The sequence below is a fragment of the Erysipelothrix sp. HDW6B genome (assembly GCF_011301115.1).
GTDB lineage: Bacteria > Bacillota_I > Bacilli_A > Erysipelotrichales > Erysipelotrichaceae > Erysipelothrix > Erysipelothrix anatis.
Map to the genome: position 1 here is coordinate 871,748 of NZ_CP049860.1, position 24,707 is coordinate 896,454.

The following is a 24,707-nucleotide window of genomic DNA, read 5'->3' on the forward strand; positions in this document are numbered from 1 at the left end:
TATAAGTGGTTTTGATCGACATTGATGACATGCAATTATAAAAAATTAGATACAACTGCTTAATTGACATCGAGATGTGGTGTGCTATTTTAATAATCGAAGCGCTTTCACAGGAGGAATAATGAAACGATTATATAAACTAGGAACAATACTACTCTTTATTATGGTACTAGGAATTGGATCTGTACCATTTATGCCAATCTATGGTGACGAAGCACAGGATATAGAAGTGATGACCCAACGATGGGTTCAATCACTAACCGGAAATTTAGACGTAGATACGGACTTACAATCAAATGTATATGTTAAAGACTATGTTCAAAAACTTTCCAATGATGCTACGCAAGTTAACCAAACACTTAATAAAGATACGAATCGGACTTCTTTATGGGTGCGAAATGATAAAGAACCCAAACACGACTATCTCTCACGAAATGTCAAAAATATCGGAATTTTGACCAAAGCTTACGCAACATACGGTACTGTGTACTATCAAGATAGTGCAATGTTACAAACAATTAAAGACGCATTACGACACATTGTAGAAATCGAACAATACAATGGTGAAGGATACTATGGAAACTGGTGGAACTGGCAAATTGGAATTCCACATGAAATGATAAATATTCTTTTCATGATTCAAGATACTTTGACACCTGAAGAGCTGAACGAATATATCGAAATCTTAAAATTATATGTACCAGATCCCTATAAACAACTGTTAGGCCAAGGAAGCAGTGAAGTATTTGTTCCTTTTGTTTATACAGGACCACAAACTTCAGGAGCTAATCGGACAGATTTTGCTTATACTCGCCTTGGCATCGGAATCCTTGACCAAAATCCAGAAATTATTGCTGAAAGTATCGAAAGTATTAAGGGCGAATTTGACTATGTTACCCAGGGTGAAGGATTTTATGATGACGGAAGTTTTATTTTTCACGAAAATAAACCGTATGTAGGTTCATACGGAATTGAATTAATAAAAGCCGTTACAAAAATACTTACAATTGTGAGCGAAACAACATACGATCTCCCAGCAGAAACAAAAGAACGATTCGTTGCAATGACCTATAATGCAACGGTTCCAGTTATGTTCAAAGGAACGTTTCTGCCGTTTGTTAAAGGACGATCAATTGCACGCGAATATGTTCATAATATAGATGCATCAGGATCTGATAGCGTAAAAGTACTCGCGCAAGCAGGAAACTTGCTTAAAAACAATCAAGGCATTCAGCTACAAAACTCAATGCAATACTGGATTCAGCAAGATCCAGAATACTACCTCAAAATAAGCTCTAATATAGCAGACTTAGTAACAATGAGCGATTTTATTAATCGAGATACGTTGCCAGTAGATTTTGTCCCATTTAGAGGAAGTAAAATGTTTTCAAATATGGACCGATACGTATACAGTGCTCAAGACTATCATTTCGGGCTCTCAATGTATTCCAACCGAGTATCAGCATATGCAACAGGGAACAAAGAGAACCTAAAAGGGTGGCATATGGCTGATGGAATGGTTTACCTCCAAAATGAGGATAAGCAATTCGGAAAATCATACTGGGCAACTGTCGATATGTACCGTCTACCTGGAATAACGGTAGATACGCGAACTCTTGAAGATACAACTGAAGCATGGGTTTCATACCTTTCGCCACAAAAATGGGTGGGCGGAACAAGTAGTGACACTAACGCTGTTATTGGAATGCAACTTGATAAAAATGACATGAAAAATAATGGTAAAAACATAGGCATGAATTTAACCGCAAAAAAATCATGGTTTGTGATGGATGGAAAGATCGTTGCACTTGGAACGGATATAAATGGAAAAACCCCAGCAACAATCGAAACAGTCGTTGAAAATCGCATCCTTGATAGTGATATAGGTTATAAGTTGGTTGATCAAGACGAAAAAGCAATTATCGATGGAAATTACGACGTGAAAAAAGGAGATTGGATGATTCTTGAAGCATATGAATCTTCGAACAATCTCGCATACATGATGCTTCAAGACCAAGCCATCACAATACAAACGGAAACAAATACAGATACATATTTGCGACACTCAGCGACTGAATTAAGTGGCAATGAATACACTGACACATATAAGAAGATTATTGTAAATCACGGTGCTAATGCGCAAGAAGCAACGTATGCCTACGTTATGGCACCTGCCGTAGAAATTAATTCCCTAAGTACTGTGGAGGAATCCTTTGAGATTATTGAGAACAACAAAGACGTTCAAGCAGTTCTTGATGAAAAACACAATACGTTGGGTATTAATGTGTGGAGTCAAGGACCTCATAAGGTGATGGACTATACAATCTATTCACCAGCATCGGTTCTAATTGATGAACAAGCAAAGTCATTTGAAATTAACATTGCAGATCCAACTCAAGCACAAGACTCAATCATGTTCTCAACGGATGTAGAATTTTCAGAAGTAATTTTGCCTGCTAATGTATCTCAAATTGGAAATAATGTATTTGTTGTTGATACGAGAAATTCAAACGGTGTTACAACAACGATTACACTTAACAAAAAAGAGAAAGAAACGCCAGAAACTGGAGGAGAAACAACGCCAGAAACAGGTGGGGAAACAACACCAGAAACAGGTGGAGAAACAACACCAGAAACAGGTGGAGAAACGACACCGGAACAAGGAGGAGAAACGACGCCGAAACCAGACGCAGAAGTTAACGAAATTATAGAAAATGATAAATCAAGCGATTCGAGATTGGAAACATTACCTTCAACAGGAGTGAGTGGCTTTGGGATAAGTCTGGGTGCAATGCTAACCATTATGGGAGTTATTGTATTCTGTTTCGATATCAAAAAGAAATTAAAAAAAATTGATTAGGAAAAGATAACTAAAAAAAACGGTGCGAAATGTACCGTTTTTTTATTTTTTGAATACTGTTTTCAGACTTCCTTGAAGTTGACTAGACTGCAGCTGCAAATAATTCGGCAACTTTACTCCAATTAACAACATCGAACCAGCTTTGGATGTAGTCTGGACGTCGGTTTTGATAATTTAGGTAGTATGCATGTTCCCAAACATCTAAGCCAAGAACTGGAACAAGTCCATCCATAAGTGGATTATCTTGATTAGGTGTTGAAATTACTTCCAATTGTTTGTCAGCATTTACAACTAACCAAGCCCAACCTGATCCGAAACGAGTTTTAGCTGCTGCATCAAATTTTTCTTTGAATGCATCAACTGAACCGAATGTGCCATTAATAGCTTCTAACAATGCACCTTCAGGTTGTTGTCCTGTTGCGGGAGCCATGATTTCCCAAAACATCGAGTGGTTTAAGTGGCCACCACCGTTATTGCGAACAGCAACACGAATGTCCTCAGGAACATCATTAATATTGCGGATTAAATCCTCTAGAGATTTATCCTTCAAAGCTTCGTGTTTATCTAAAGCTCCGTTTAAATTTGTAATATATGTTTGGTGATGTTTTGTATGATGGATTTCCATTGTACGTACATCAATTTGTGGCTCTAAAGCATCATAAGCATAAGCCAATTCTGGTAGTTTGTATGTCATAATAGTACTTCCTCCTAATGGCTACATCATAGCATATGGGGTCGGGTCATTCAAAAGGTATGCCTACTAATGTACTATATTTTGTAATTAAATAATTCACATAATAATTTGGATCAAAAGCCTCTCCGCACACTTTAAGAATAAGGTCCTGTGTTTCGATTGATCCGCCAAATTGGTGAATGTTCTGACGTAGCCAATCAAATATTAATGATAAATTTCCATCACGCAATGTTTGATCGACGTCAAGATTTTTCTCCATCGCCGCCATAAACTGTGCTGCATATGCTGTACCAAGTGCATATGTTGGGAAATAACCAAATGATGCATCGGACCAATGAATATCTTGTAAAATCCCTTCGCTTACGGATGCAGGTGTTAATTTTAAGATACGAGTCATTTCGTCGGCAAACTTTTGGTCAAGCCCATGTGCATCGTGAGCCTCTACAAACATCATTTTTTCGATATTGTAACGAACAAGAATGTGCAGTGGGTATGTCAATTCATCAGCTTCGATACGAATTGCACCACGTTCAACAAAATTGATACCGCGAATAAATTCATCAAGTGAAACGCTTCCAAGAACATCAGGTATAATTGCTTGCAATTTTGGATAAAGCGGTGTCCAAAATGCAACGGAACGGCCAATCATGTTTTCTAAAAAACGACTCTGCGATTCATGCAAACTCATGCTCATCGAATCAGCGATAGCGTAACCCTCAAATTCTGGATTAACTTGATGGTTGTACATGGAGTGACCAATTTCATGAATTATCGAGAAAATACTTTGTGTAAAGTCATTTTCGTGATATGTAGTTGTAATACGAGTATCGTTGATTGAAAATGTACTGCTGAAAGGATGTTCAGCTTCACCAAGAAGACCAAAATCAACACTATAACCAAGATGAGTCATTACTAACTCAGAAATTTCACGTTGTTTTGAAATTGATACAAAAGCGTTCATAAACGCAGGACGCGGTGCTTGGTGTTCGATTACCGTATCGATGAACGGTACAATTTTGTCGTTGATCGTTGTAAAGAAATTATCGACAATGTTAATTGTTAATCCTTTTTCATAATCATCTAAAGATGCATCATAAATGGATGCACCATTTGGTCGATATGAAACAACGTTCCGATGAGATGTGATTAGTTCATTCAGGTTCTCAACAAAAGTACTATAGTCCTTATTTTTACGGCTATCAGCCCATACATTATGAGACGCAAGTTTTAGATTTTCGAACGCTACGTACTCATCATAAGGAATATCTTTGATTTTGTTTAAGCTCTCTAACATTTGCTCCGCACTTTTAGCGATAATTGGATCCTCATTTAATAAAGCGTCAGTCAAGGCTACATATGCTTCATGACTTGTGAACAATGAAAAGTACTCACCAGATAAAAAAGACATTACGTTATTTCGATACGCATCTCCCATTTTTGGTGCTATCGTCTGCGCATCAAATGACATCGTTGTTAATGCTAAAGAATATGCATTCAATTTATTGTTTAATTCTGAAAAATTCATAATATACCTCCTGAAATTATTGTACTGCATTCAAACCTAAAGGGATACTATGTTTTACAGAAAAGATGATGTATAATTAGGTGACAAAGTACTGGAGGACTCAATAATGAATGAAATGTATGATGACTGCATTGCGTTACTAGAAGAACGCGGTGTGACCCTTAATGATATAGTTGATTGTGTGGTTTATCTACAAAAAGACTATATCGCGAACATTCACGAAATCGATATTGAAGATATTGTTAAAAGCGTAATCCGGAAAAGAGAAGTACAAAATGCATTGATGACCGCTATTAATATTGATATTCAAGTCGACAAGGGTGCATTTGGTAATGAAACAATTCAAAATATCATAAGAGTTGATGAAGGTTTATATGGTATTGATGAAGTTATGGCATATGGAATATGTAACCTTTATGGTTCTATTGCACTAACCAATTATGGTTACATCGATAAAGTAAAACCTGGAATTATTGGCAAACTTAATGATCATGATGCAGGGCAATGCAACACCTTTATCGATGATATAGTCGGCGCAATTGCAGCTGCAGCTGCGAGCAAGCTTGCACATTCACATAGTAATTAAAGGCTGGAAAGGGAACATATGGAACAGAAAGTGAATCAAGATCAAATTCAATCACTCCTTAAGAGACTTGACGTCCCTTCAGACGGTGTATTAATAATTCATGAAAACAGCAATGTTCCTGCACTTGTATCGAAATATGTGCTTGACATGTTGTTGAAAAATATAGAAGACCGAACTGTTTCGATAATTGGTGACAATACGTTTAATAATAACGTATCCCAAAAGGTACTAAAACCACTTGTTACAACCCAAGAACGAATTATTCTCTCATCAGGAAGAATGCTTCAATTAATGCTCTTAAAAGATGAGACAACATTTGCCCACCATCCGTCTTTAATGATTGGACATATAGGTAAGTATGCAAAGTTCTTTGCAAGACATGTTAAAGTCGATTACCCCTACGGAGATAAATCGATTTTTCAAGATATGTACGAGCTAAATGCAACAATACTTTTTCTTGGAGAACCGGCACATGTTCCAGAAGCTAAGCTTGCATATGCCCACGACACAACGAAGTCAATTAAAAGGAATACTGCAATTAAAGATGGAGAAATGATTTCGTTTTTAGATTTAGATATTGACGAAACACCATTATTATCGAAAATTGTTAATTCGAATATCCTGTTGTTTGAAGAAATTGAAGGTGTAAAAATTTATGGGATATCCTATAGAATGCTCGTTGACTTCATTACAATGTGACATTGAAAAAACAAACATAAATGTTATAATTAAAAAGTGAACAGGGGAACCAAATGGTTGAGAAAATAACCCTCAAAACCTGATCTAGTTAAGACTAGCGGAGGGAGTTCTGTTTTTACCCTGCGCCTTGTGTGGAGGTTTTTTTTATGAAAACAAAAGATTTAGTTCTAATTGCAATGTACGCAACCTTATTTACAGTATTGGAGTATATAAGTGTTACCTTTGGATTATTGAAAATGCCTCAGGGTGGAAGTATTTCCATTAGTGCAGTAGCATTGATTATAGCGAGTTATCACTTAGGATTTAAAAAATCTTTGATAGTGTCCGCAATTTCCGTCGTCATTATGTTGTTAATCACACCTCCATACTTTCTCACTCTGGGTCAATTCATGGCAGATTATGTATTTTCTTACATGTCCTACTCTACAGCGGTGCTCTTTAAAGATCTAAGGTTTGGAGACAAGACATTCCCCACTGGCGCAATTATGTCGAATGTTTTGCGATTTATGTGGCATAATATTGCAGGATGGCTTTTCTTTGCCTCGTATTACGAAGGTAACATCCTTGTCGGAGTCATGCTTTACAATGCGTCATATATGGTACCGACGATGATAATAAGTGCATTCTTAGTTCTATTAATAAGACCAAAATTGAAAAAATAAATTATATTTTAAATTAGTTATTATTGTATATTAATTGGGAGGGAACATTATGAAACCGAAAGTTGGAGAAGTAATTTACGTACAAAGTTATAAACATGACGGATCGCTTCATAGAACATGGTCAAGTGGAACGGTATTATCGGCCGATGACGAAAAAATTGTTCTCATTACATATAAAACATGGGTAGTCGAGTCTGATGGACGTCGGTGGTTTACTAGAGAACCCGCAATTTGCTTCTACTATTTAAATCGTTGGTATAATGTCATTGCTATGATTCGTGCCAAAGGAGTTTATTATTACTGCAATCTTGCTTCGCCAAGTGTGTACGATGGCGAGTCATTGAAGAATATAGATTATGATTTGGATGTGAAAGTATTTCCGGATGGTAAGTATATCATTTTGGATGAAGATGAATTTGAATTGCATCAAAAAAAGATGCACTACAGTGAATCCATCATAAGAATTGTTGAAGATGAGAAAAACCGCCTCGTTGAACTGGCTAAACATAAAGAATATCCATTCAATGACGATACTATTCATCGTTATTTCGACAAATATTTATCAATTCACGAGTTTAAATAAGCTCGTGGATTTTTTTTTGCAATAAATGAGTTTTATGTTTGACAACTGCCCCCTGAAGTAGTATTATATGTAGGCACTCAAGGGAGCTTTAGTGCGAAATGGTCTTTGAAAACTAAACAGGAAACGTCAATTTCAAAAGAAATACAAGAAATAAACAAAACTCGTCAGAGTATAAAAATGAGAAAGAATCAAATGGAGAGTTTGATCCTGGCTCAGGATGAACGCTGGCGGCGTGCCTAATACATGCAAGTCGAACGAAGAGCGTAAGAAGCTTGCTTCTTACAATCTTAGTGGCGAACGGGTGAGTAATACATAAGCAACCTGCCTCAATGCCTGGGATAACTGATGGAAACGTCAGCTAATACCGGATAGGTTAAGTCAAGACATCTTGATTTAATTAAAGATGGGATACATCACAATGAGATGGGCTTATGGCGCATTAGTTAGTTGGTGAGGTAACGGCTCACCAAGACGATGATGCGTAGCCGACCTGAGAGGGTGACCGGCCACACTGGGACTGAGACACGGCCCAGACTCCTACGGGAGGCAGCAGTAGGGAATTTTCGGCAATGGGGGAAACCCTGACCGAGCAACGCCGCGTGAGTGAAGAAGGCCTTCGGGTTGTAAAGCTCTGTTGTAAGGGAAGAACGATAGTTAGAGGGAATGCTAGCTATATGACGGTACCTTACCAGAAAGCCACGGCTAACTACGTGCCAGCAGCCGCGGTAATACGTAGGTGGCAAGCGTTATCCGGAATTATTGGGCGTAAAGGGAGCGCAGGCGGTTTATTAAGTTTATGGTGAAAGTTCGGGGCTCAACCCCGTGATGCCATAGAAACTGGTAGACTTGAGTACAGGAGAGGTTAGTGGAATTCCATGTGTAGCGGTAAAATGCGTAGATATATGGAGGAACACCAGTGGCGAAGGCGGCTAACTGGCCTGTAACTGACGCTGAGGCTCGAAAGCGTGGGGAGCAAATAGGATTAGATACCCTAGTAGTCCACGCCGTAAACGATGGATACTAAGTGTTGGAGAAATTCAGTGCTGTAGTTAACGCAATAAGTATCCCGCCTGGGGAGTATGCGCGCAAGCGTAAAACTCAAAGGAATTGACGGGGGCCCGCACAAGCGGTGGAGTATGTGGTTTAATTCGAAGCAACGCGAAGAACCTTACCAGGTCTTGACATACCGCGCAAAAGCATAGAGATATGTAATAGTTATGGCGGATACAGGTGGTGCATGGTTGTCGTCAGCTCGTGTCGTGAGATGTTGGGTTAAGTCCCGCAACGAGCGCAACCCTTGTCTTCAGTTACCAGCATTAAGTTGGGGACTCTGGAGAGACTGCCGGTGATAAACCGGAGGAAGGTGGGGATGACGTCAAATCATCATGCCCCTTATGATCTGGGCTACACACGTACTACAATGGCGTATACAGAGGGCAGCGAAGCAGTGATGTGAAGCGAATCTCAGAAAGTACGTCTCAGTTCGGATTGGAGTCTGCAACTCGACTCCATGAAGTCGGAATCGCTAGTAATCGCGAATCAGCATGTCGCGGTGAATACGTTCTCGGGCCTTGTACACACCGCCCGTCAAACCATGAGAGTTGGTAATACCCGAAGCCGGTGGTCTAACCCGAAAGGGAGGAAGCCGTCGAAGGTAGGACCGATGATTGGGGTTAAGTCGTAACAAGGTATCCCTACCGGAAGGTGGGGATGGATCACCTCCTTTCTAAGGAGTAATAACTTAGTAAGAAGCAGAAGTTGACACAAGAGTTTCCTGTTTAGTTTTGAGAGGCTATTAAGCTTTTCAAAAGAATGATCTTTGAAAACTGAATAACAGAAGAGATAGATAGACATAAAGTTATCAACAGAATATCTTTTCGAATAGTTGTATAAACTAGATTTACATCAAGTTAAACAAACAGTAACTAAAAGCAATTAAAAGCAAAGCGAACACACGTTTATCGAAGCGATAAACACAAAAACTGATTTTAAACAATCAGGCGCGAAATTACATGTGATTAAATATGTAAGGGCGTACGGTGGATGCCTAGGCACTAAGAGCCGATGAAGGACGCGACTAACAGCGAAATGCTCCGGGGAGAGGTACGTACTCAACGATCCGGAGGTATCCGAATGGGGGAACCCAGTACTGGTAATGCAGTATTACATATAGATGAATACATAGTCTATAGTGAGGCAACCTTGCGAATTGAAACATCTTAGTAGCAAGAGGAAAAGAAAACAACAGTGATTCCCTGAGTAGTGGCGAGCGAAACGGGAAGAGCCCAAACCATCTTCGAGATGGGGTAGTAGGACCACAATGTGGGATTAATTAAAGCTAGTCGAATGGCATTGAAAGGCCAGTCGTAGAAGGTGCAAACCCTGTAGACGAAAGCTGCGATTACCCTAGTGGAATCCTGAGTACGGCGAGGCACGTGAAACCTTGTCGGAATCAACCGGGACCACCCGGTAAGGCTAAATACTCCTTAGTGACCGATAGTGAACCAGTACCGTGAGGGAAAGGTGAAAAGAACCGCGGAAGCGGAGTGAAATAGATCCTGAAACCGTATGCTTACAAGAAGTCAGAGCCCGTTAAAGGGTGATGGCGTGCCTTTTGTAGAATGAACCGGCGAGTTACTCATAATGTGCAAGGTTAAGTTGGAAAAGACGGAGCCGAAGCGAAAGCGAGTCTTAATAGGGCGCGAAGTACATTGTGGTAGACCCGAAACAGAGTGATCTAGCCATGACCAGGTTGAAGTTTGGGTGAAACCAAATGGAGGACCGAACCGACCATCGTTGAAAAGCTGGCGGATGAGTTGTGGCTAGGGGTGAAATACCAATCGAACTCTGATATAGCTGGTTCTCCCCGAAATAGCTTTAGGGCTAGCGTCATCGTAAGGCCACTGGAGGTAGAGCACTGAATGTATGATGGCCCCATCTCGGGGTACTGAATATAATCAAACTCCGAATGCCAGTGGAGAAGTAGATGGCAGTCAGACTATGGGTGATAAGGTCCGTAGTCAAAAGGGAAACAGCCCAGATCGCCAGTTAAGGTCCCAAAATTCATGCTAAGTGGAAAAGGATGTGGGGATGCACAGACAACTAGGAGGTTGGCTTAGAAGCAGCCACCCTTGAAAGAGTGCGTAACAGCTCACTAGTCGAGTGACCCTGCGCCGAAAATTTACCGGGGCTAAGTATGATACCGAAACTGCGAATTTGTAGTAATACAAGTGGTAGGGGAGCGTTCTATACAGCGTTGAAGATGTACCGTGAGGAGCGTTGGAGCGTATAGAAGTGAGAATGCCGGTGTGAGTAGCGAAATGTCAGTGAGAATCTGACACACCGATTGCCTAAGGTTTCCAGGGGAAGGCTCGTCCGCCCTGGGTAAGTCGGGACCTAAGATGAGGCTGAAAAGCGTAGTCGATGGACAACAGGTTGATATTCCTGTACCCGAGCCATAAGTGAAGGAATGACAGAGAAGGCTAGGTTAAGCCGGCGAATGGAAGAGCCGGTTTAAGCGAAGGAGCCGTATGGTAGGCAAATCCGCCATATAAAGCAAAGGCGTTATGAGGAGTGAACCCGTGAGGAAGTAGCGAAGTAACCGATGCCAGCTCTCAAGAAAAGTTTCTAGCGTTAATTATGGTTTGGCCCGTACCAAAACCGACACAGGTAGGCAAGGAGAGAATCCTGAGGTGAGCGAGAGAACTGTTGCCAAGGAACTCGGCAAAATGACCCCGTAACTTCGGGAGAAGGGGTGCTCTTTTTAGAGAAGAGCCGCAGTGAAGAGGCCCAAGCGACTGTTTAACTAAAACACAGCTCTCTGCAAAGTCGCAAGACGAAGTATAGGGGGTGACGCCTGCCCGGTGCTGGAAGGTTAAGGGGATGTGTTAGACCATGAGTCGAAGCATTGAACTGAAGCCCCAGTGAACGGCGGCCGTAACTATAACGGTCCTAAGGTAGCGAAATTCCTTGTCGGGTAAGTTCCGACCCGCACGAAAGGCGTAACGATTTGGGCGCTGTCTCGGCAGCAGACTCGGTGAAATCTTAGTACCGGTAAAGATGCCGGTTACCCGCAACTAGACGGAAAGACCCCATGGAGCTTTACTGTAGCTTGATATTGATCTTTGAATTTACATGTACAGGATAGGTGGGAGACTATGAAGCATGAACGCTAGTTTATGTGGAGTCACCATTGGGATACCACTCTTGTAAGTTTGAAGATCTAACCGCGACCCGTAATCCGGGTCCGGGAGAGTGTCAGGTGGGCAGTTTGACTGGGGCGGTCGCCTCCTAAAGAGTAACGGAGGCGCCCAAAGGTACCCTCAGATTGGTTGGAAATCAATCGACGAGCGTAAAGGCAGAAGGGTGCTTGACTGCGAGACCTACAAGTCGAGCAGGGACGAAAGTCGGGCTTAGTGATCCGGCGGTACCACGTGGAAGGGCCGTCGCTTAACGGATAAAAGCTACCCTGGGGATAACAGGCTGATCTCGCCCAAGAGTTCACATCGACGGCGAGGTTTGGCACCTCGATGTCGGCTCATCGCATCCTGGAGCTGAATTCGGTTCCAAGGGTTGGGCTGTCCGCCCATTAAAGCGGTACGCGAGCTGGGTTCAGAACGTCGTGAGACAGTTCGGTCCCTATCTGTTGTGGGCGTAGGAAATTTGAGGAGCGCTGTCCCTAGTACGAGAGGACCGGGATGGACATACCGCTGGTGTACCAGTTGTCCTGCCAAGGGCATGGCTGGGTAGCTAAGTATGGACTGGATAAGCGCTGAAAGCATCTAAGCACGAAGCCAACTCCAAGATGAGATTTCCCATACGTAAGTAGTAAGACCCCTGAGAGACGATCAGGTTGATAGGTCAGAGGTGGAAGCATAGTGATATGTGTAGCTGACTGATACTAATAGGTCGAGGTTTTAATCACAATAACGACTATTTGAAAAGATACAAAGTCTTCTGTTATTCAGTTTTGAGAGATTACTCTCATGATCTGGTGATTCTAGCAAAGTGGTCACACCTGTTCCCATCTCGAACACAGAAGTTAAGCACTTTAGCGGCGACAATATCTAGCCCAGCGTTAGTGAAGATAGCTCATTGCCAGGTAATTCGACATCCATTTGGATGTCTTTTTTTTATGCAATTGAGCGAAAGGCATAAGCGGAAGAAAAGGATTAAAAAGAAGGGGTAGAAAAAGGATAAAAAGAAAAGGGAAGTCAGGGTAAAAAGGGTGAAGAAAACATGATGAAGTGTGTATAAAAAAGGAGAAATAGAGTGAAACTAGAGAAAGTTAAATCTCTTTTAAATAAATGTGAAAAATGCGTTGACACAAGTGATATAGGGTGGTATTATGTACAAGCGTTCAAGGGAACTTGGGTGCGAAATGGTCTTTGAAAACTAAACAGGAAACGTCAATTTCAAAAGAAATACAAGAAATAAACAAAACTCGTCAGAGTATAAAAATGAGAAAGAATCAAATGGAGAGTTTGATCCTGGCTCAGGATGAACGCTGGCGGCGTGCCTAATACATGCAAGTCGAACGAAGAGCGTAAGAAGCTTGCTTCTTACAATCTTAGTGGCGAACGGGTGAGTAATACATAAGCAACCTGCCTCAATGCCTGGGATAACTGATGGAAACGTCAGCTAATACCGGATAGGTTAAGTCAAGACATCTTGATTTAATTAAAGATGGGATACATCACAATGAGATGGGCTTATGGCGCATTAGTTAGTTGGTGAGGTAACGGCTCACCAAGACGATGATGCGTAGCCGACCTGAGAGGGTGACCGGCCACACTGGGACTGAGACACGGCCCAGACTCCTACGGGAGGCAGCAGTAGGGAATTTTCGGCAATGGGGGAAACCCTGACCGAGCAACGCCGCGTGAGTGAAGAAGGCCTTCGGGTTGTAAAGCTCTGTTGTAAGGGAAGAACGATAGTTAGAGGGAATGCTAGCTATATGACGGTACCTTACCAGAAAGCCACGGCTAACTACGTGCCAGCAGCCGCGGTAATACGTAGGTGGCAAGCGTTATCCGGAATTATTGGGCGTAAAGGGAGCGCAGGCGGTTTATTAAGTTTATGGTGAAAGTTCGGGGCTCAACCCCGTGATGCCATAGAAACTGGTAGACTTGAGTACAGGAGAGGTTAGTGGAATTCCATGTGTAGCGGTAAAATGCGTAGATATATGGAGGAACACCAGTGGCGAAGGCGGCTAACTGGCCTGTAACTGACGCTGAGGCTCGAAAGCGTGGGGAGCAAATAGGATTAGATACCCTAGTAGTCCACGCCGTAAACGATGGATACTAAGTGTTGGAGAAATTCAGTGCTGTAGTTAACGCAATAAGTATCCCGCCTGGGGAGTATGCGCGCAAGCGTAAAACTCAAAGGAATTGACGGGGGCCCGCACAAGCGGTGGAGTATGTGGTTTAATTCGAAGCAACGCGAAGAACCTTACCAGGTCTTGACATACCGCGCAAAAGCATAGAGATATGTAATAGTTATGGCGGATACAGGTGGTGCATGGTTGTCGTCAGCTCGTGTCGTGAGATGTTGGGTTAAGTCCCGCAACGAGCGCAACCCTTGTCTTCAGTTACCAGCATTAAGTTGGGGACTCTGGAGAGACTGCCGGTGATAAACCGGAGGAAGGTGGGGATGACGTCAAATCATCATGCCCCTTATGATCTGGGCTACACACGTACTACAATGGCGTATACAGAGGGCAGCGAAGCAGTGATGTGAAGCGAATCTCAGAAAGTACGTCTCAGTTCGGATTGGAGTCTGCAACTCGACTCCATGAAGTCGGAATCGCTAGTAATCGCGAATCAGCATGTCGCGGTGAATACGTTCTCGGGCCTTGTACACACCGCCCGTCAAACCATGAGAGTTGGTAATACCCGAAGCCGGTGGTCTAACCCGAAAGGGAGGAAGCCGTCGAAGGTAGGACCGATGATTGGGGTTAAGTCGTAACAAGGTATCCCTACCGGAAGGTGGGGATGGATCACCTCCTTTCTAAGGAGTAATAACTTAGTAAGAAGCAGAAGTTGACACAAGAGTTTCCTGTTTAGTTTTGAGAGGCTATTAAGCTTTTCAAAAGAATGATCTTTGAAAACTGAATAACAGAAGAGATAGATAGACATAAAGTTATCAACAGAATATCTTTTCGAATAGTTGTATAAACTAGATTTACATCAAGTTAAACAAACAGTAACTAAAAGCAATTAAAAGCAAAGCGAACACACGTTTATCGAAGCGATAAACACAAAAACTGATTTTAAACAATCAGGCGCGAAATTACATGTGATTAAATATGTAAGGGCGTACGGTGGATGCCTAGGCACTAAGAGCCGATGAAGGACGCGACTAACAGCGAAATGCTCCGGGGAGAGGTACGTACTCAACGATCCGGAGGTATCCGAATGGGGGAACCCAGTACTGGTAATGCAGTATTACATATAGATGAATACATAGTCTATAGTGAGGCAACCTTGCGAATTGAAACATCTTAGTAGCAAGAGGAAAAGAAAACAACAGTGATTCCCTGAGTAGTGGCGAGCGAAACGGGAAGAGCCCAAACCATCTTCGAGATGGGGTAGTAGGACCACAATGTGGGATTAATTAAAGCTAGTCGAATGGCATTGAAAGGCCAGTCGTAGAAGGTGCAAACCCTGTAGACGAAAGCTGCGATTACCCTAGTGGAATCCTGAGTACGGCGAGGCACGTGAAACCTTGTCGGAATCAACCGGGACCACCCGGTAAGGCTAAATACTCCTTAGTGACCGATAGTGAACCAGTACCGTGAGGGAAAGGTGAAAAGAACCGCGGAAGCGGAGTGAAATAGATCCTGAAACCGTATGCTTACAAGAAGTCAGAGCCCGTTAAAGGGTGATGGCGTGCCTTTTGTAGAATGAACCGGCGAGTTACTCATAATGTGCAAGGTTAAGTTGGAAAAGACGGAGCCGAAGCGAAAGCGAGTCTTAATAGGGCGCGAAGTACATTGTGGTAGACCCGAAACAGAGTGATCTAGCCATGACCAGGTTGAAGTTTGGGTGAAACCAAATGGAGGACCGAACCGACCATCGTTGAAAAGCTGGCGGATGAGTTGTGGCTAGGGGTGAAATACCAATCGAACTCTGATATAGCTGGTTCTCCCCGAAATAGCTTTAGGGCTAGCGTCATCGTAAGGCCACTGGAGGTAGAGCACTGAATGTATGATGGCCCCATCTCGGGGTACTGAATATAATCAAACTCCGAATGCCAGTGGAGAAGTAGATGGCAGTCAGACTATGGGTGATAAGGTCCGTAGTCAAAAGGGAAACAGCCCAGATCGCCAGTTAAGGTCCCAAAATTCATGCTAAGTGGAAAAGGATGTGGGGATGCACAGACAACTAGGAGGTTGGCTTAGAAGCAGCCACCCTTGAAAGAGTGCGTAACAGCTCACTAGTCGAGTGACCCTGCGCCGAAAATTTACCGGGGCTAAGTATGATACCGAAACTGCGAATTTGTAGTAATACAAGTGGTAGGGGAGCGTTCTATACAGCGTTGAAGATGTACCGTGAGGAGCGTTGGAGCGTATAGAAGTGAGAATGCCGGTGTGAGTAGCGAAATGTCAGTGAGAATCTGACACACCGATTGCCTAAGGTTTCCAGGGGAAGGCTCGTCCGCCCTGGGTAAGTCGGGACCTAAGATGAGGCTGAAAAGCGTAGTCGATGGACAACAGGTTGATATTCCTGTACCCGAGCCATAAGTGAAGGAATGACAGAGAAGGCTAGGTTAAGCCGGCGAATGGAAGAGCCGGTTTAAGCGAAGGAGCCGTATGGTAGGCAAATCCGCCATATAAAGCAAAGGCGTTATGAGGAGTGAACCCGTGAGGAAGTAGCGAAGTAACCGATGCCAGCTCTCAAGAAAAGTTTCTAGCGTTAATTATGGTTTGGCCCGTACCAAAACCGACACAGGTAGGCAAGGAGAGAATCCTGAGGTGAGCGAGAGAACTGTTGCCAAGGAACTCGGCAAAATGACCCCGTAACTTCGGGAGAAGGGGTGCTCTTTTTAGAGAAGAGCCGCAGTGAAGAGGCCCAAGCGACTGTTTAACTAAAACACAGCTCTCTGCAAAGTCGCAAGACGAAGTATAGGGGGTGACGCCTGCCCGGTGCTGGAAGGTTAAGGGGATGTGTTAGACCATGAGTCGAAGCATTGAACTGAAGCCCCAGTGAACGGCGGCCGTAACTATAACGGTCCTAAGGTAGCGAAATTCCTTGTCGGGTAAGTTCCGACCCGCACGAAAGGCGTAACGATTTGGGCGCTGTCTCGGCAGCAGACTCGGTGAAATCTTAGTACCGGTAAAGATGCCGGTTACCCGCAACTAGACGGAAAGACCCCATGGAGCTTTACTGTAGCTTGATATTGATCTTTGAATTTACATGTACAGGATAGGTGGGAGACTATGAAGCATGAACGCTAGTTTATGTGGAGTCGCCATTGGGATACCACTCTTGTAAGTTTGAAGATCTAACCGCGACCCGTAATCCGGGTCCGGGAGAGTGTCAGGTGGGCAGTTTGACTGGGGCGGTCGCCTCCTAAAGAGTAACGGAGGCGCCCAAAGGTACCCTCAGATTGGTTGGAAATCAATCGACGAGCGTAAAGGCAGAAGGGTGCTTGACTGCGAGACCTACAAGTCGAGCAGGGACGAAAGTCGGGCTTAGTGATCCGGCGGTACCACGTGGAAGGGCCGTCGCTTAACGGATAAAAGCTACCCTGGGGATAACAGGCTGATCTCGCCCAAGAGTTCACATCGACGGCGAGGTTTGGCACCTCGATGTCGGCTCATCGCATCCTGGAGCTGAATTCGGTTCCAAGGGTTGGGCTGTCCGCCCATTAAAGCGGTACGCGAGCTGGGTTCAGAACGTCGTGAGACAGTTCGGTCCCTATCTGTTGTGGGCGTAGGAAATTTGAGGAGCGCTGTCCCTAGTACGAGAGGACCGGGATGGACATACCGCTGGTGTACCAGTTGTCCTGCCAAGGGCATGGCTGGGTAGCTAAGTATGGACTGGATAAGCGCTGAAAGCATCTAAGCACGAAGCCAACTCCAAGATGAGATTTCCCATACGTAAGTAGTAAGACCCCTGAGAGACGATCAGGTTGATAGGTCAGAGGTGGAAGCATAGTGATATGTGTAGCTGACTGATACTAATAGGTCGAGGTTTTAATCACAATAACGACTATTTGAAAAGATACAAAGTCTTCTGTTATTCAGTTTTGAGAGATTACTCTCATGATCTGGTGATTCTAGCAAAGTGGTCACACCTGTTCCCATCTCGAACACAGAAGTTAAGCACTTTAGCGGCGACAATATCTAGCCCAGCGTTAGTGAAGATAGCTCATTGCCAGGTAATTCGACATCCATTTGGATGTCTTTTTTTTATGCAATTGAGCGAAAGGCATAAGCGGAAGAAAAGGATTAAAAAGAAGGGGTAGAAAAAGGATAAAAAGAAAAGGGAAGTCAGGGTAAAAAGGGTGAAGAAAACATGATGAAGTGTGTATAAAAAAGGAGAAATAGAGTGAAACTAGAGAAAGTTAAATCTCTTTTAAATAAATGTGAAAAATGCGTTGACACAAGTGATATAGGGTGGTATTATGTACAAGCGTTCAAGGGAACTTGGGTGCGAAATGGTCTTTGAAAACTAAACAGGAAACGTCAATTTCAAAAGAAATACAAGAAATAAACAAAACTCGTCAGAGTATAAAAATGAGAAAGAATCAAATGGAGAGTTTGATCCTGGCTCAGGATGAACGCTGGCGGCGTGCCTAATACATGCAAGTCGAACGAAGAGCGTAAGAAGCTTGCTTCTTACAATCTTAGTGGCGAACGGGTGAGTAATACATAAGCAACCTGCCTCAATGCCTGGGATAACTGATGGAAACGTCAGCTAATACCGGATAGGTTAAGTCAAGACATCTTGATTTAATTAAAGATGGGATACATCACAATGAGATGGGCTTATGGCGCATTAGTTAGTTGGTGAGGTAACGGCTCACCAAGACGATGATGCGTAGCCGACCTGAGAGGGTGACCGGCCACACTGGGACTGAGACACGGCCCAGACTCCTACGGGAGGCAGCAGTAGGGAATTTTCGGCAATGGGGGAAACCCTGACCGAGCAACGCCGCGTGAGTGAAGAAGGCCTTCGGGTTGTAAAGCTCTGTTGTAAGGGAAGAACGATAGTTAGAGGGAATGCTAGCTATATGACGGTACCTTACCAGAAAGCCACGGCTAACTACGTGCCAGCAGCCGCGGTAATACGTAGGTGGCAAGCGTTATCCGGAATTATTGGGCGTAAAGGGAGCGCAGGCGGTTTATTAAGTTTATGGTGAAAGTTCGGGGCTCAACCCCGTGATGCCATAGAAACTGGTAGACTTGAGTACAGGAGAGGTTAGTGGAATTCCATGTGTAGCGGTAAAATGCGTAGATATATGGAGGAACACCAGTGGCGAAGGCGGCTAACTGGCCTGTAACTGACGCTGAGGCTCGAAAGCGTGGGGAGCAAATAGGATTAGATACCCTAGTAGTCCACGCCGTAAACGATGGATACTAAGTGTTGGAGAAATTCAGTGCTGTAGTTAACGCAATAAGTATCCCGCCTGGGGAGTATGCGCGCAAGCGTAAAACTCAAAGGAATTGACGGGGGCCCGCACAAGCGGTGGAGTATGTGGTTTAATTCGAAGCAACGCGAAGAACCTTACCAGGTCTTGACATACCGCGCAAAAGCATAGAGATATGTAATAGTTATGGCGGATACAGGTGGTGCATGGTTGTCGTCAGCTCGTGTCGTGAGATGTTGGGTTAAGTCCCGCAACGAGCGCAACCCTTGTCTTCAGTTACCAGCATTAAGTTGGGGACTCTGGAGAGACTGCCGGTGATAAACCGGAGGAAGGTGGGGATGACGTCAAATCATCATGCCCCTTATGATCTGGGCTACACACGTACTACAATGGCGTATACAGAGGGCAGCGAAGCAGTGATGTGAAGCGAATCTCAGAAAGTACGTCTCAGTTCGGATTGGAGTCTGCAACTCGACTCCATGAAGTCGGAATCGCTAGTAATCGCGAATCAGCATGTCGCGGTGAATACGTTCTCGGGCCTTGTACACACCGCCCGTCAAACCATGAGAGTTGGTAATACCCGAAGCCGGTGGTCTAACCCGAAAGGGAGGAAGCCGTCGAAGGTAGGACCGATGATTGGGGTTAAGTCGTAACAAGGTATCCCTACCGGAAGGTGGGGATGGATCACCTCCTTTCTAAGGAGTAATAACTTAGTAAGAAGCAGAAGTTGACACAAGAGTTTCCTGTTTAGTTTTGAGAGGCTATTAAGCTTTTCAAAAGAATGATCTTTGAAAACTGAATAACAGAAGAGATAGATAGACATAAAGTTATCAACAGAATATCTTTTCGAATAGTTGTATAAACTAGATTTACATCAAGTTAAACAAACAGTAACTAAAAGCAATTAAAAGCAAAGCGAACACACGTTTATCGAAGCGATAAACACAAAAACTGATTTTAAACAATCAGGCGCGAAATTACATGTGATTAAATATGTAAGGGCGTACGGTGGATGCCTAGGCACTAAGAGCCGATGAAGGACGCGACTAACAGCGAAATGCTCCGGGGAGAGGTACGTACTCAACGATCCGGAGGTATCCGAATGGGGGAACCCAGTACTGGTAATGCAGTATTACATATAGATGAATACATAGTCTATAGTGAGGCAACCTTGCGAATTGAAACATCTTAGTAGCAAGAGGAAAAGAAAACAACAGTGATTCCCTGAGTAGTGGCGAGCGAAACGGGAAGAGCCCAAACCATCTTCGAGATGGGGTAGTAGGACCACAATGTGGGATTAATTAAAGCTAGTCGAATGGCATTGAAAGGCCAGTCGTAGAAGGTGCAAACCCTGTAGACGAAAGCTGCGATTACCCTAGTGGAATCCTGAGTACGGCGAGGCACGTGAAACCTTGTCGGAATCAACCGGGACCACCCGGTAAGGCTAAATACTCCTTAGTGACCGATAGTGAACCAGTACCGTGAGGGAAAGGTGAAAAGAACCGCGGAAGCGGAGTGAAATAGATCCTGAAACCGTATGCTTACAAGAAGTCAGAGCCCGTTAAAGGGTGATGGCGTGCCTTTTGTAGAATGAACCGGCGAGTTACTCATAATGTGCAAGGTTAAGTTGGAAAAGACGGAGCCGAAGCGAAAGCGAGTCTTAATAGGGCGCGAAGTACATTGTGGTAGACCCGAAACAGAGTGATCTAGCCATGACCAGGTTGAAGTTTGGGTGAAACCAAATGGAGGACCGAACCGACCATCGTTGAAAAGCTGGCGGATGAGTTGTGGCTAGGGGTGAAATACCAATCGAACTCTGATATAGCTGGTTCTCCCCGAAATAGCTTTAGGGCTAGCGTCATCGTAAGGCCACTGGAGGTAGAGCACTGAATGTATGATGGCCCCATCTCGGGGTACTGAATATAATCAAACTCCGAATGCCAGTGGAGAAGTAGATGGCAGTCAGACTATGGGTGATAAGGTCCGTAGTCAAAAGGGAAACAGCCCAGATCGCCAGTTAAGGTCCCAAAATTCATGCTAAGTGGAAAAGGATGTGGGGATGCACAGACAACTAGGAGGTTGGCTTAGAAGCAGCCACCCTTGAAAGAGTGCGTAACAGCTCACTAGTCGAGTGACCCTGCGCCGAAAATTTACCGGGGCTAAGTATGATACCGAAACTGCGAATTTGTAGTAATACAAGTGGTAGGGGAGCGTTCTATACAGCGTTGAAGATGTACCGTGAGGAGCGTTGGAGCGTATAGAAGTGAGAATGCCGGTGTGAGTAGCGAAATGTCAGTGAGAATCTGACACACCGATTGCCTAAGGTTTCCAGGGGAAGGCTCGTCCGCCCTGGGTAAGTCGGGACCTAAGATGAGGCTGAAAAGCGTAGTCGATGGACAACAGGTTGATATTCCTGTACCCGAGCCATAAGTGAAGGAATGACAGAGAAGGCTAGGTTAAGCCGGCGAATGGAAGAGCCGGTTTAAGCGAAGGAGCCGTATGGTAGGCAAATCCGCCATATAAAGCAAAGGCGTTATGAGGAGTGAACCCGTGAGGAAGTAGCGAAGTAACCGATGCCAGCTCTCAAGAAAAGTTTCTAGCGTTAATTATGGTTTGGCCCGTACCAAAACCGACACAGGTAGGCAAGGAGAGAATCCTGAGGTGAGCGAGAGAACTGTTGCCAAGGAACTCGGCAAAATGACCCCGTAACTTCGGGAGAAGGGGTGCTCTTTTTAGAGAAGAGCCGCAGTGAAGAGGCCCAAGCGACTGTTTAACTAAAACACAGCTCTCTGCAAAGTCGCAAGACGAAGTATAGGGGGTGACGCCTGCCCGGTGCTGGAAGGTTAAGGGGATGTGTTAGACCATGAGTCGAAGCATTGAACTGAAGCCCCAGTGAACGGCGGCCGTAACTATAACGGTCCTAAGGTAGCGAAATTCCTTGTCGGGTAAGTTCCGACCCGCACGAAAGGCGTAACGATTTGGGCGCTGTCTCGGCAGCAGACTCGGTGAAATCTTAGTACCGGTAAAGATGCCGGTTACCCGCAACTAGACGGAAAGACCCCATGGAGCTTTACTGTAGCTTGATATTGATCTTTGAATTTACATGTACAGGATAGGTGGGAGACTATGAAGCATGAACGCTAGTTTATGTGGAGTCGCCATTGGGATACCACTCTTGTAAGTTTGAAGATCTAACCGCGACCCGTAATCCGGGTCCGGGAGAGTGTCAGGTGGGCAGTTTGACTGGGGCGGTCGCCTCCTAAAGAGTAACGGAGGCGCCCAAAGGTACCCTCAGATTGGTTGGAAATCAATCGACGAGCGTAAAGGCAGAAGGGTGCTTGACTGCGAGACCTACAAGTCGAGCAGGGACGAAAGTCGGGCTTAGTGATCCGGCGGTACCACGTGGAAGGGCCGTCGCTTAACGGATAAAAGCTACCCTGGGGATAACAGGCTGATCTCGCCCAAGAGTTCACATCGACGGCGAGGTTTGGCACCTCGATGTCGGCTCATCGCATCCTGGAGCTGAATTCGGTTCCAAGGGTTGGGCTGTCCGCCCATTAAAGCGGTACGCGAGCTGGGTTCAGAACGTCGTGAGACAGTTCGGTCCCTATCTGTTGTGGGCGTAGGAAATTTGAGGAGCGCTGTCCCTAGTACGAGAGGACCGGGATGGACATACCGCTGGTGTACCAGTTGTCCTGCCAAGGGCATGGCTGGGTAGCTAAGTATGGACTGGATAAGCGCTGAAAGCATCTAAGCACGAAGCCAACTCCAAGATGAGATTTCCCATACGTAAGTAGTAAGACCCCTGAGAGACGATCAGGTTGATAGGTCAGAGGTGGAAGCATAGTGATATGTGTAGCTGACTGATACTAATAGGTCGAGGTTTTAATCACAATAACGACTATTTGAAAAGATACAAAGTCTTCTGTTATTCAGTTTTGAGAGATTACTCTCATGATCTGGTGATTCTAGCAAAGTGGTCACACCTGTTCCCATCTCGAACACAGAAGTTAAGCACTTTAGCGGCGACAATATCTAGCCCAGCGTTAGTGAAGATAGCTCATTGCCAGGTAATTCGACATCCATTTGGATGTCTTTTTTTTATGCATCAATATAAAAAAACCCCGTTATAACGGGGCAGATGTTAGCGATACATTATTTGTTTTCGATTTGGTCCGTTTGAAACAATCGCTATTCTTGTATCAATTAGTCTCTCTAGTTCTTCGATATAGGCTATACATTTTTCAGGAAGATCTTCGTATGTAGATATTTGGGTAATATCAACATTCCATCCTTTGAATGATTTGATTATTGGTTTTGAAGATTCGAGCTCTGTAATATTGCCAAATCGTGTGGAAACTTCGCCATTATACTCATACGCGACAACAACTTTAATTTCATCAAGATATGATAGTACATCAATGTTTGTTAATGCTACATGCGTTGCACCTTGAACCTTGCATCCATATTTAGTTGCAACAGCATCAAAGTAGCCTACACGTCTTGGACGACCGGTATTTACGCCGTACTCACCAGCATCACCGCCTCGACGTCGAAGCTCTTCTGCTTCTTCATCGAATATCTCAGATACAAAAGCGCCTTCTCCAACACAACTGGAATATGCCTTTGTTACAGCCCATACTTCATCTATTTTATGTGGTAATCCCGCTCCGACAGTTGCATAATGTGCAAGCGTTGACGAAGATGTAGAATATGGATAAATTCCAAAGTCAGGATCTCGTAAAGCCCCGAGTTGACCTTCGAATAAAATATTCTTTCCTTGGCTATGCATGTCATTCAAGTATGTAAATGTGTCTATTACAAATGGCTCAATTGTATTACGATACTCAATTAATTCATTCAATATTGAATTCTTATCTAAGGGTTCATGTCCGTAAAGATTAACAAGGAGCGTATTTTTGATATCTAAAATACGTTCGACTTTAGATTCTAGCCATTTTTCATTAAATAGTTCTGCCACTTGAAATCCGATTTTTGCGAATTTATCAGAGTAGAATGGAGCGATACCTGACTTTGTTGATCCAAATTTTGCATCAGCAAGTCTTGTCTCTTCGAGTTCATCAAAAAGTTTATGATAACTCATGACAATTTGTGCTCGATCGCTTACAACAATTTTAGGCTTAACTCCACGATCTTCCAGTTCTTTAAGTTCTTTCATCAATGCAGGGATATTAAGTGCAACACCATTTCCAATTACATTTGTTGTATGCTCATAAAATACTCCAGATGGTAGCATTTTTAGTGCGAATTTCCCTTGATCATTGATAATTGTATGACCAGCGTTGTTTCCGCCTTGAAATCTTACAATAATATCAGATTCATTTGCGAATACATCAGTAAGCTTACCTTTACCTTCATCGCCCCAGTTTGCGCCAACAATTGCTTTTATCATATAGACCTCCTGAAAAGCAAAACGAGGCACCTTGGTGCCTCGTCGTACACGAATAAGACTAACAAAAATCATTTTCCATGTCAAACAAAA

8 protein-coding genes, 9 rRNA genes and 1 riboswitch are annotated in these 24,707 nt (G+C 43.8%); of the genes, 14 read left to right on the plus strand and 3 right to left on the minus strand.

Annotated features, from left to right (window positions below; translation table 11 throughout):
• The first annotated feature begins 121 nt into the window (after positions 1-121).
• Entirely contained in the window at positions 122-2,860 is a 2,739-nt protein-coding gene (locus G7061_RS04460; RefSeq protein ID WP_166119292.1) for a polysaccharide lyase 8 family protein, read from the plus strand.
• Between the two features lie 82 nt (positions 2,861-2,942).
• Here the strand turns inward: G7061_RS04460 and G7061_RS04465 are convergent, their stop codons facing one another.
• Together G7061_RS04465 and G7061_RS04470 are read right to left on the minus strand one after the other, a co-directional pair.
• Positions 2,943-3,554 carry a superoxide dismutase gene (locus G7061_RS04465; protein ID WP_166119297.1) on the minus strand — a complete coding sequence of 204 codons (612 nt, stop codon included), beginning with the start codon at positions 3,552-3,554 and terminating at the stop codon, positions 2,943-2,945.
• A gap of 46 nt (positions 3,555-3,600) precedes the next feature.
• Entirely contained in the window at positions 3,601-5,079 is a 1,479-nt protein-coding gene (locus G7061_RS04470; protein ID WP_166083072.1) for a carboxypeptidase M32, read from the minus strand.
• A 106-nt stretch (positions 5,080-5,185) separates the two neighbouring features.
• Here G7061_RS04470 and G7061_RS04475 point away from each other — a divergent pair, with 106 nt between their 5' ends.
• From G7061_RS04475 to rrf (G7061_RS04535), 13 genes are all read left to right on the plus strand, one after another.
• Complete coding sequence (locus tag G7061_RS04475) at positions 5,186-5,665, plus strand: phosphatidylglycerophosphatase A (RefSeq protein WP_236261726.1); 480 nt, start codon at positions 5,186-5,188, stop codon at positions 5,663-5,665.
• A gap of 18 nt (positions 5,666-5,683) precedes the next feature.
• A complete protein-coding gene (locus tag G7061_RS04480; RefSeq protein WP_159647118.1) occupies positions 5,684-6,364 on the plus strand; it encodes an AAC(3) family N-acetyltransferase in 681 nt (226 codons plus the stop codon).
• Between the two features lie 32 nt (positions 6,365-6,396).
• Positions 6,397-6,487: riboswitch (TPP riboswitch) on the plus strand.
• A gap of 23 nt (positions 6,488-6,510) precedes the next feature.
• Complete coding sequence (locus tag G7061_RS04485) at positions 6,511-7,026, plus strand: energy-coupled thiamine transporter ThiT (protein WP_159647116.1); 516 nt, start codon at positions 6,511-6,513, stop codon at positions 7,024-7,026.
• A 49-nt stretch (positions 7,027-7,075) separates the two neighbouring features.
• On the plus strand, positions 7,076-7,609 hold the full coding sequence (locus tag G7061_RS04490) for a DUF402 domain-containing protein (protein WP_159640947.1): 534 nt from the start codon (positions 7,076-7,078) through the stop codon (positions 7,607-7,609).
• Between the two features lie 189 nt (positions 7,610-7,798).
• Positions 7,799-9,335, plus strand: a 16S ribosomal RNA gene (locus G7061_RS04495).
• Positions 9,336-9,625: 290 nt separating this feature from the next.
• A 23S ribosomal RNA gene (locus G7061_RS04500) occupies positions 9,626-12,533 on the plus strand.
• 65 nt (positions 12,534-12,598) lie between these two features.
• A 5S ribosomal RNA gene (gene rrf, locus G7061_RS04505) occupies positions 12,599-12,712 on the plus strand.
• 368 nt (positions 12,713-13,080) lie between these two features.
• Positions 13,081-14,617 (plus strand): 16S ribosomal RNA (locus G7061_RS04510).
• Positions 14,618-14,907: 290 nt separating this feature from the next.
• Positions 14,908-17,815: ribosomal RNA gene (locus G7061_RS04515) — 23S ribosomal RNA — on the plus strand.
• A 65-nt stretch (positions 17,816-17,880) separates the two neighbouring features.
• Positions 17,881-17,994: ribosomal RNA gene (rrf, locus tag G7061_RS04520) — 5S ribosomal RNA — on the plus strand.
• Positions 17,995-18,362: 368 nt separating this feature from the next.
• Positions 18,363-19,899, plus strand: a 16S ribosomal RNA gene (locus G7061_RS04525).
• Between the two features lie 290 nt (positions 19,900-20,189).
• Positions 20,190-23,097, plus strand: a 23S ribosomal RNA gene (locus G7061_RS04530).
• Between the two features lie 65 nt (positions 23,098-23,162).
• Positions 23,163-23,276 (plus strand): 5S ribosomal RNA (gene rrf, locus G7061_RS04535).
• Together the 16S, 23S and 5S rRNA genes form the textbook arrangement of a ribosomal RNA operon.
• A gap of 72 nt (positions 23,277-23,348) precedes the next feature.
• Here rrf (G7061_RS04535) and G7061_RS04540 read toward each other — a convergent pair.
• A complete protein-coding gene (locus G7061_RS04540) occupies positions 23,349-24,617 on the minus strand; it encodes an adenylosuccinate synthase (RefSeq protein WP_166119303.1) in 1,269 nt (422 codons plus the stop codon).
• Positions 24,618-24,707 lie beyond the last annotated feature (90 nt).

Coding starts and splice junctions, on each gene's coding strand:
- G7061_RS04475 (WP_236261726.1), top strand. CDS start 5,186: ATGAATGAAATGTATGATGACTGCATTGCGTTACTAGAAGAACGCGGT.
- G7061_RS04490 (WP_159640947.1), top strand. CDS start 7,076: ATGAAACCGAAAGTTGGAGAAGTAATTTACGTACAAAGTTATAAACAT.
- G7061_RS04470 (WP_166083072.1), bottom strand. CDS start 5,079: ATGAATTTTTCAGAATTAAACAATAAATTGAATGCATATTCTTTAGCA.
- G7061_RS04540 (WP_166119303.1), bottom strand. CDS start 24,617: ATGATAAAAGCAATTGTTGGCGCAAACTGGGGCGATGAAGGTAAAGGT.
- G7061_RS04485 (WP_159647116.1), top strand. CDS start 6,511: ATGAAAACAAAAGATTTAGTTCTAATTGCAATGTACGCAACCTTATTT.
- G7061_RS04480 (WP_159647118.1), top strand. CDS start 5,684: ATGGAACAGAAAGTGAATCAAGATCAAATTCAATCACTCCTTAAGAGA.
- G7061_RS04460 (WP_166119292.1), top strand. CDS start 122: ATGAAACGATTATATAAACTAGGAACAATACTACTCTTTATTATGGTA.
- G7061_RS04465 (WP_166119297.1), bottom strand. CDS start 3,554: ATGACATACAAACTACCAGAATTGGCTTATGCTTATGATGCTTTAGAG.